The organism is Acinetobacter sp. UBA6526, from assembly GCF_002434875.1.
In the GTDB taxonomy this organism is placed as follows: domain Bacteria; phylum Pseudomonadota; class Gammaproteobacteria; order Pseudomonadales; family Moraxellaceae; genus Acinetobacter; species Acinetobacter venetianus.
On the sequence record NZ_DJLC01000203.1, the window covers coordinates 39298 to 40273 of the forward strand.

General features: G+C 40.5%; 1 protein-coding gene and 1 pseudogene. Both read right to left on the reverse strand.

The window, feature by feature from the left end:
• A pseudogene (locus B4237_RS13975) lies at positions 1-197 on the reverse strand (Holliday junction branch migration DNA helicase RuvB); the annotation flags it as partial.
• A 4-nt stretch (positions 198-201) separates the two neighbouring features.
• Positions 202-807 (reverse strand): Holliday junction branch migration protein RuvA, encoded by a 606-nt coding sequence (ruvA, locus tag B4237_RS13980; RefSeq protein ID WP_278596378.1) that lies wholly within the window; start codon positions 805-807, stop codon positions 202-204.
• Positions 808-976 lie beyond the last annotated feature (169 nt).

Below are 976 nucleotides of genomic sequence, written 5' to 3' on the forward strand. Positions count from 1 at the left end.
GTTTTACCTAAACCTGGTGGGCCAAAGATCAATGTATGGTCTAGCGCTTCGCCACGACCACGAGCTGCACCGATGAAGATTTCCATTTGCTCACGAACCACAGGTTGACCAATATAATCAGCTAAAGATGTTGGGCGAATGGCACGATCAAAATGATCTTCGGGTTTTTCTGTTCCACTAATAAGACGATCTTGCATAAAGTTACTTCATCATTGATTTAAGCGCAGCACGAATAATATCGGCAGATTCACTATGATCTGCTTTTACGGCAGCAACCGCTTTTTGTGCTTCCGCAGGTTTATAGCCTAAAGATTGTAAAGCGGCTTCAGCTTCAGCAACAGGTGAATTTGCCATAAATTGTATTTGAGTTGCAGTGGTATTTGTTGTGCTGCTTGTGGTTTGAGCCAATGCTTTGAAACGATCTCGTAGCTCAATCATTAAACGTTCAGCTGTTTTTTTACCAACACCCGGAACTTTAACGAGTGTATTAAGATCATCATGTTCAATCGTATGGATGAGTAGTTCTACACTTAATGTTGATAGAATCCCTAACGCCATTTTTGGGCCTACACCATTCACCTTGAGTAGTGTACGGAAAATAGTTTTCTCTTGCGAATCAATAAAACCGTAAAGTTGCTGAGCATCTTCCCGAACAACTAAATGCGTCCATAGCGTGACTTTCTGTCCTTTTTGTAATTGGCAAAATGTCGAAAGAGGTGTGTCGATTTCATAACCCACACCATTTACATTGAGTAATACTGTTGGGGCTTCTAAGGCAAACACTTCGCCAATTAAACATCCGATCATCGAGTCTTTCACTTATTTGTTAATGGTTGAATAGTAGATGCCATTTGTTCTAAACGCAAAATGGCTTTTAGAATTTCTTTTCGATTTCGACTAGATTTTACCCAAGCAGGTAGACGTGAGAAATAACTGCGATTGTAGTTAGGAAGTTTACGTTCTCTTAGCCCAGCTT

Coding starts and splice junctions, on each gene's coding strand:
- ruvA (WP_278596378.1), bottom strand. CDS start 807: ATGATCGGATGTTTAATTGGCGAAGTGTTTGCCTTAGAAGCCCCAACA.